Source organism: Mesorhizobium sp. ZC-5, assembly GCF_025753855.1.
Taxonomy (GTDB): domain Bacteria; phylum Pseudomonadota; class Alphaproteobacteria; order Rhizobiales; family Rhizobiaceae; genus Neomesorhizobium.
On record NZ_JAOWPT010000030.1, the window covers coordinates 1 to 7,771 of the forward strand.

The 7,771-nt window shown below is 59.0% G+C and carries 6 protein-coding genes; 1 reads left to right on the forward strand and 5 read right to left on the reverse strand.

What is annotated here, in order from left to right; all coding sequences use genetic code 11:
• The 5 genes from OHD58_RS30180 to OHD58_RS30200 form a co-directional block, all read right to left on the reverse strand.
• Positions 1 to 532, reverse strand: a 532-nt coding sequence (locus tag OHD58_RS30180; RefSeq protein WP_263807267.1) for an ABC transporter ATP-binding protein, incomplete at its 3' end; no start/stop codon positions are given.
• 1 nt (position 533) lies between these two features.
• Positions 534 to 1,415, reverse strand: a complete 882-nt coding sequence (locus OHD58_RS30185) for an ABC transporter permease (RefSeq protein WP_263807268.1) — start codon at positions 1,413 to 1,415, stop codon at positions 534 to 536.
• Position 1,416: 1 nt separating this feature from the next.
• Positions 1,417 to 2,358: an ABC transporter permease gene (locus tag OHD58_RS30190; protein ID WP_263807273.1), complete on the reverse strand. Its 942-nt coding sequence runs from the start codon at positions 2,356 to 2,358 to the stop codon at positions 1,417 to 1,419.
• Positions 2,358 to 3,968, reverse strand: a complete 1,611-nt coding sequence (locus OHD58_RS30195; protein ID WP_263807269.1) for an ABC transporter substrate-binding protein — start codon at positions 3,966 to 3,968, stop codon at positions 2,358 to 2,360. Before OHD58_RS30195 ends, OHD58_RS30190 begins: the two co-directional genes overlap by 1 nt.
• 563 nt (positions 3,969 to 4,531) lie before the next feature.
• Entirely contained in the window at positions 4,532 to 4,999 is a 468-nt protein-coding gene (locus OHD58_RS30200; RefSeq protein WP_263807270.1) for an Lrp/AsnC family transcriptional regulator, read from the reverse strand.
• A gap of 122 nt (positions 5,000 to 5,121) precedes the next feature.
• On the opposite strand from OHD58_RS30200, the gene OHD58_RS30205 reads away from it, so the two are divergent.
• A complete protein-coding gene (locus OHD58_RS30205) occupies positions 5,122 to 7,533 on the forward strand; it encodes a transketolase (RefSeq protein WP_263807271.1) in 2,412 nt (803 codons plus the stop codon).
• The last annotated feature ends 238 nt before the right edge of the window (positions 7,534 to 7,771 follow it).

A 7,771-nucleotide genomic window follows, 5' to 3' on the forward strand; every position in this document is an offset into this window, starting at 1 on the left:
GAGCCATGGCGATCACGGCGCGCTGGCGCATCCCGCCCGACATTTCGTGAGGATAGTTGTTGACGCGGCGCTCGGGGTCCGCGATGCGGACGAGACGAAGCATCTCTTCGGCCTTCGCCATCGCCACCGAGCGGGACGCATTCGTGTGGATCTGCACCGCCTCTGCGATCTGGTGGCCGACCGTATAGACGGGGTTCAGGCTCGTCATCGGCTCCTGGAAGATCATGGCGATCTGGTCGCCGCGGATCTTTCGCATCTCCCGATCGGACAGCTCAAGGATGTCGCGTCCGTGAAAGCGGACCTCGCCACCGACAGTCCTGGCGGTCAGCTTCGGCAGCAAACGAAGAATGGAGAGAGCGGTGACGCTCTTCCCGCATCCGGATTCGCCGACGACGCCGAGCGTCTCGCCTTTTTTCACCTGGAAGCTGATGCCGCCGAGGGCGCGGGTTACGTTTTCCTCGCCGTAAAAGTGCGTCTCAAGGTCTCGAACGTCGAGAAGCACGTCGTTGCCTGCTGTTTGATGCATCTGCATGTTAGCGCCTCCGCTTCGCGCGGGGGTCGAACAGGTCACGCAGGCCATCCCCGAGCAGGTTGACGGCAAGGACTGTGACGGCAAGACAGATACCGGGGGCGAAGATCGTCAAGGGCGCGATGGCGAGATACAGGCGCGAACTGGCGATCATGTTGCCCCAGCTCGGAATCTCGGGCGGCACGCCCACGCCGAGGAAGCTCAGCCCCGCCTCCGTCATGATCGCGCTAGCGCAGACGGTAGCGCCCTGGACCATAAGCGGCGGAATGGTGCTCGGCAGGATGTGCCGCCATAGTACCCTCGGCAGGCGCGCACCGCCGCAGAGCGCGGCCTCCACATAGGGACGCTCGCGGACACCCAGAACCACCGAACGAACCAGCCGCGCGACTGCTGGCGTCTCGGGAATCGCGATCGCAACGATGAGGATGCCTATTCCGGGCCCTGTCAGAGAAATGAGCGCGATCGCCAGCAGAATCGTCGGGATCGACATCAGGCCATCCATGACCCGCATGACGACGTTGTCGAAGCTGCGGCTGTAGCCGGCGATGACACCGGTCAGAGCCCCGGCAAGTGCCGCGCATGCCGCCGACATCAATCCCACCAGGAGGGAGATCCGGGCGCCGAAGATCGTTCGCGCAAAAACGTCCCGGCCCAGATTATCGCTCCCGAACCAGAACTCCGCGGAAGGCGGTTGGAGCCGTTTGAATGGGTCCATGCTCAGCGGATCGCCGGCGTAAAGCGGGGCAGCGAGCGCCAGAATGATCAACAGCATCAACAGGCCGCCGCCGACCAGGACCAGCGGGTGTCGCCTTGCCAGACGGGGAAGATCGGACAGCTGGAGTCGACCCATCGGCACGGCTTCAACTGGTGCGGAGAGGAGCGTCATATCAGTATCGGATCCGGGGATCGATCAGCGTGTAGGCCAGATCGACCGTGAGGTTGATCAGGACGTACAGACCCGAAGTCAGGATGAGCACGCTCTGGATGATGGGATAGTCGCGATTGTTGATGGCATCGACGACCAGACGACCGATACCGGGGATGTTGAATACCGTTTCCGTGAGGACAACCCCGCCGATCATGTAGGCGAAGCTTATGCCGATGACGGTCAGAATGGGGACGCCGGCATTCTTCAGAGCATGGTGGAAAAGCATGGCATAGGACGAAGCGCCCTTGGCAGCGGCCGTTCGCATATAGTCTTCCGATAGGACCTCGAGCATGCTCGCCCGCGTAACCCGGGCGATGAATGCAATGTAGCCAAGACTTAGCGCCACTGTGGGCAGGACCAGGTGCACAAACCAAGGCCCGATGCCACCATCGATCGTCACATATCCCTGCACCGGCAGCCAGTGCATCCTGAAAGCGAAGAAGTATATAAGAAAATAACCGATGACAAAGACCGGGACGGAATAACCAAATGCCGAAAAGGCCGCCAGGACGCGGTCGACGAGACCGCCAGTTCGCCATGCGGCAAGGATACCGAAAGAGACCCCGACCGACACAGAAAGGATCATCGTGAGGATCGACAGGGAAAGGGTCGGCCCAAGCCGCTGCGAGATGAGTTCAAGAACCGGTCGTCCAGAAAAGATCGAGATGCCGAAATCGCCGCCGAGCATATTCCGCACCCAGCGTATGAACTGAACTGGCATAGGATCATTTAGCCCTAGCGTCTCACGGATGCCGGCGATCATCTCCGCCGTGGCCGACTTGCCGGCGATCATGGCCGCCGGATCGCCTGGCGCCAGCCTGAGAAGTAGGAAAACAAAGATCCCGACCATCGCCATGACGGCGATGGTCGAAACCATTCTGCGAAGAACGTAAGCCACCATCAGGCTGAGGCTTTCTGCAGATTCCACATCGGGACGAGACTCGGCGTCTCGAGGAAGCCTGTGAGCGTCTTGCGGCGCGCGATTGGCGAGACCGATTGACCCAACATAACGCAGCCGACGAAGTCCCACCAGAGCCGCTGCATGTCGCGGGCCAGCGTTTTGCGTTCTTCAAGCGTTTCGATATCTGCCCATTTGGCTCGCAGCGCCTCATATTCGTCGTTCTTCGGCCAACCGAAAAAGGCCTTCTCGCCATTCGCGGCTAGGGCGACGTTGCTGATTGGATCCGTGTCGGCGTAAGCGGAACTGCCCGTGATGAAAATGCTCCAGCCGCCGTCCTCAGCCGGCCCCTTGTTTGCCCGGCGCGCGACGAGCCCAGCCCAGTCGCTCGATGCGAGTTCGGCATTGACCCCAACTTCTCGCAAGGCACCCGCGAGAAGCTGCGAGGCATTGTTGGCTTCCGGCCAGTCCGTCGGCGCTAGAATAACAACCTTCTCGCCAGCATACCCTGCCTCCTTGAAGAGTTGCCTCGCCTTTTCCGGATCACCGCCTTTCTTGAACCAGCTAGTATTTTCGTCGTTACTATACGACGAATTGTTCCCAAATATCGAAGTGAGGGTGTGTCCATATTTTGGATCGGGGGACATGACGCGCATGAAAGCCTCCTGATCAACGAGATGAAGCATGGCTTGGCGTGCCTTCACGTTGTCGAATGGCTTCTGCAGAAAGTTTAGACGCATGTACCAGTCAAACCCCCCTTTGTTGAGGATCTGAAGTTCAAGATTGGGATCGCTTTCTATTACGGACAGTAGATCGAGCGGCGGCGACTCAACGAAGTCAACTTCACCCGCTTGCAGGGCTCCGATAACTGTCTGCTGGTCGGATATAGTGTCCCAGATGACACGGTCGACCTTGACGATTTTCCCGCCCGCCCATCCATCGGGGGACTCGCTGCGTGATACATACTTCTCGTTGCGGTCGTAGGTGAAACTTGCGCCTGGCTTTGCGAGCGCTTCATTGAATTTGAACGGGCCCGATCCGATGTTCGCGGTTATCTGCACGGTTGCGGGGCGATCTGCATCCTTCTCGCGCATGATAAACAGGCACGGTGTCCCGGCACTCGCCAGAATATCGATCAGAAGCCCCAGCGGCTCCTTCAGCGCTATCGTAAAAGTCCTGTCGTCCTTCTTCGAAATATCACGGGCTCGTTCCATGAGTAATTGTCCCCCGGTATTGACCTGGGCCCAGCGACGGATCGAGGCGACACAGTCCGCTGCAGTCACAGGTGTGCCGTCGTGCCAGCCGAGACCGTCCCGGAGCTCGAACGTATAGGTCTTCTTGTCCTCGGAAACGCCCCACTTCCCCACCATTTGCGGCTGCGGAACAAACTTGGAGTCTGGAGAGAACAGCATGTCGTAAATCGCCAATCCATGATTGCCAGCGTCATAAGACGTCGAGTAGATCGGGTCGAACACGGTGAGGCCGGTGCCGAATACCATGCGAACAGTTCGGGCCTCGGCTGGTGCCATCTGCGCCCGCAGGACGGACGGGATCGACAAAGCCGTTCCGGTGGCAAGGCCCACCTTAATCAAATCGCGTCGAGAGATTGCCATGTTCAGTTCCCCTTTTTTTGCTTGAACTTGCCCACCGTCGCGGCGGATAGCTACGCGTTTGCTGTACTTAGTTCGGCATCGGACCACTCGGTGAGCGCAGTTTCTACTTTCCTCCAAACTTACCATCGTTCTTCCGGCTGAGTACCGCTCTTTGACGTAATGTCAATTCGTGGTCTTTTGTCAAGCGTTAAACATAGAAGCGGCTTATCTACCACCCGCCGCTGCCAGGGGCCTCCGGGTATGGCTTATCCAAGGACCTCTAACCGTATCAGTTCAAATCCTGACGGTGCATAACAGACGACCGGGGGCCGGAACCTTGTTGCCTGCTCCGGAGCGCTACTTCCCAAGGTTCAGAGATGAGTATCCCTGCCGCCAACGAGAGATGAAGCGAGTTCCTAATTCCGCATTACTGGCAACAATCTACCGCCAGACGGTTCTGAGATTGGGCCGCTTCATAGAGGGGCGGAAATCAACAATGGGTCTTCAACCCTTTTAGCTCAGAGGGCTTTGCTCTCCTGCCTTGATCAGCGAACGGTGTCGCAATGCTGTGGGACATGCATGCGCTACACGATGCCCGATGCCGAAGATTTTACACGCCTGAGCGAAACCGAAGACTGGATGGAGGCGATTCCGGGAATCTTAGTCAGCGTCCCTGTCAGAAATGTCTCATACTCTTTCAACCCGGATGTCAAAACTCGAAGGAGATAGTCGTTGTCGCCCGTCATTAGCCAACAGTCGATAACTTCAGGATGCTTCATGATCTCGGTTTCGAAGGCGACGAGTGCGGAATCGATCTGGCGCTCCAATTTCACAGACATGAAAATCGCGACTGGCAGACCCAGTTTTTCCTCGTCGAGTATCGCGGAGTAGCCCGTGATGATCCCCTCGGATTCCAATCGGCGCAGGCGTCGTAGGCATGGGGATGGGCTCAGGCCCACCTTTTCGCTTAGCTCTTGGTTGGTCAATCGGGCATTGGCCTGCAATTGACGCAGCATCTTGCGGTCCATCGAATCCAACTTGGCAGATGTCATCTGCATTCCGATCCAGTTGTGGCAGTTTCTGGCGAAAAGTTGTCCAGGCGCAGGGGGAATAGCAAGGAAATATCGCGAAAGGCGCGGTAAATTGCCAGGACCGCAGTGAGAGAAACCGTGAAATGACCAAGGCAACCCGTGACCTCAAAACGCTCCTGCGACTGGAAAGGAAGACTCTCTGGCTCGCCTGCTGGATGATCGATCAGGCGAACCGGCGCGAGAAAGTGGACGGCGTCAAGGTTGGCGGCCACCAGGCATCTTCGGCCTCGATGGTGTCGATAATGACTGCGCTATATTTTGATGTCTTGCGGCCGCAGGATCGCGTCGCTGTCAAGCCTCACGCATCACCGGTCTTTCATGCGATCCAATATCTGATGGGGAATCAGACACTTGAGAAGCTGCAGAACTTCCGCGGCTATCAAGGTGCTCAATCATACCCTAGCCGCACGAAGGATGTGGACGATGTCGATTTCTCGACGGGCTCCGTCGGACTCGGTGTCGGGATCACGCCGTTTGCATCATTGATCCAAGACTACATCGCCGCCAAAGGCTGGAGCGCCGCCGATGATAAACCCGGCCGGATGATCGCGCTGGTCGGCGACGCCGAACTGGACGAGGGTAATGTCTACGAGGCGCTACAAGAAGGCTGGAAGCACGACCTGCGCAATTGTTGGTGGATCATCGACTACAACCGCCAGAGCCTCGACGGGGTGGTGCGCGAGGGTCTCTGCGATCGAATAGAGATGGTGTTCAGAGCATTCGGCTGGGATGTCGTTACGCTCAAATATGGCGCATTGCAGCGTGCTGCCTTCGAAGAGCCCGGCGGAAAGGCGCTCAGGGAATGGATCGACGCCTGCTCGAATCAGCTCTATTCGGCGCTGTTGTTCCAGGGCGGCGGCGCCTGGCGCAAGCGTCTTCTCGACGATCTTGGCGACCAAGGTAATGTAAGTGCTCTGATCGATCGGCGCTCCGATGAAGAACTGTCGGTGCTAATGAACAATCTCGGCGGGCACTGTCTCGAGACGCTGAGCGAAACTTTCAACGGGATCAACCACGACCGTCCGACCGTCTTCATCGCCTACACCGTAAAGGGTTATGGTACGCCGCTCGCCGGCCACAAGGACAATCATTCCGGGCTAATGACCTCTGCGCAGATGCAGGCGTTTCAGGAACAAATGAAGGTACGGCCGGGCCACGAATGGGAGCGGTTCGAGGGGCTGGGCGGCTCGGCCGCCGAGATGCAAGCTTTCCTCGACTCCGTACCGTTCTTTGCCATGGGTCGCCGACGCCACCAGGCGGACCGCATCGAGGTGCCGCAGACCGTTGCCGTCAGCCCGGCCGCGGTGCGGGAGCCGATTTCGACCCAGGCCGCCTTCGGCCGTATTCTCGACGCAATCGGCAAGTCCGACAGCGAACTCGCCGCCCGCATTGTCACGACCTCGCCGGACGTGACGGTTTCGACCAATCTAGGGCCGTGGGTCAATCGCCGCCGTCTGTTCGCGCGTCGGGAGCTCGCTGACGTCTTCCGCGACCAGCGCATCCCGAGCGCGCAGAAATGGGATTTCTCGCCTAAGGGCCAGCACATCGAGCTTGGCATCGCGGAGATGAATCTGTTCCTGTTGTTGGGCGCGGCCGGGCTTTCCCATTCCCTGTTCGGCGAGCGGCTGCTGCCGATCGGTACGCTCTACGATCCCTTCGTGTCGCGCGGCCTCGATGCATTGAACTATGCGTGCTACCAGGATGCCCGCTTCATCGTCGTCGGCACGCCGTCTGGCGTTTCGCTTTCAAGTGAGGGCGGTGCGCATCAGTCGATCGCTCAGCCGCTGATCGGCATGAGCCAGGACGGGCTGGCGAGCTTTGAGCCGGCCTTCGCGGACGAACTCGCAATCATCATGGCGTGGGCCTTCGACTACCTGCAGCGTGACGGGGAGGGCGATCCCGACGAGCGCACATGGCTGCGCGACGAAACCGGCGGCTCGGTTTACCTTCGCCTCAGTACCCGTCAGATTGAGCAGCCGGGCCGCAAACCAAACCCACATTTCGCCCAAGAGGTGATCGACGGGGGAACCTGGCTGAAGGAACCTGGGCCGAACGCTGACCTTGTTATTGCCTATCAGGGGACGGTCGGCACCGAGGCGATTGCTGCAGCAGGAATGCTTTGCGATCTAAGGCGCGATATCGGAGTCCTGTCGATCACATCGACCGACCGGCTCAATGCCGGATGGCAGGCGGCACAACGTGCGCGGGCCCGCAGAAACCCCGCCGCGATCAGTCATGTAGAACGCCTCCTCGGTACTCTGCCGCTGCATTGCCGAATCATCACTGTCATTGATGGGCATCCCGCCACGCTCTCGTGGTTGGGCAGCGTATGCGGCCACCGCACAACAAGTCTTGGTGTCGAACATTTTGGCCAGACCGGGACCGTCGCCGACCTCTATCGTCACTACGGCATCGACGCAGCGTCGATTGCCGAGGCAGCGGCGAAGCTCACGCAGGGCAGCTATCCTTACCGTGTGGGAATGCGTTCTTTGTAGTGTGGAGATAGCGATGCGAACAAGCCACGTTTATAGAAGCGTAATCGCCATCGAGGCCTCGAATTGTGGTCACGGCTCGGGGGAGCGAGCTTGGACATCGGTATCCAGTGCGATCTGAGGCAAGCAGTCCATTCAAGCTATGAAAGCGATATAGCCATGCCCACCTTGTCACCCCAGCAAGTGCTCAATCACTTGGACCGCAACACCTATTGGCCACACGGCTGCGGCCTGAGCGTGC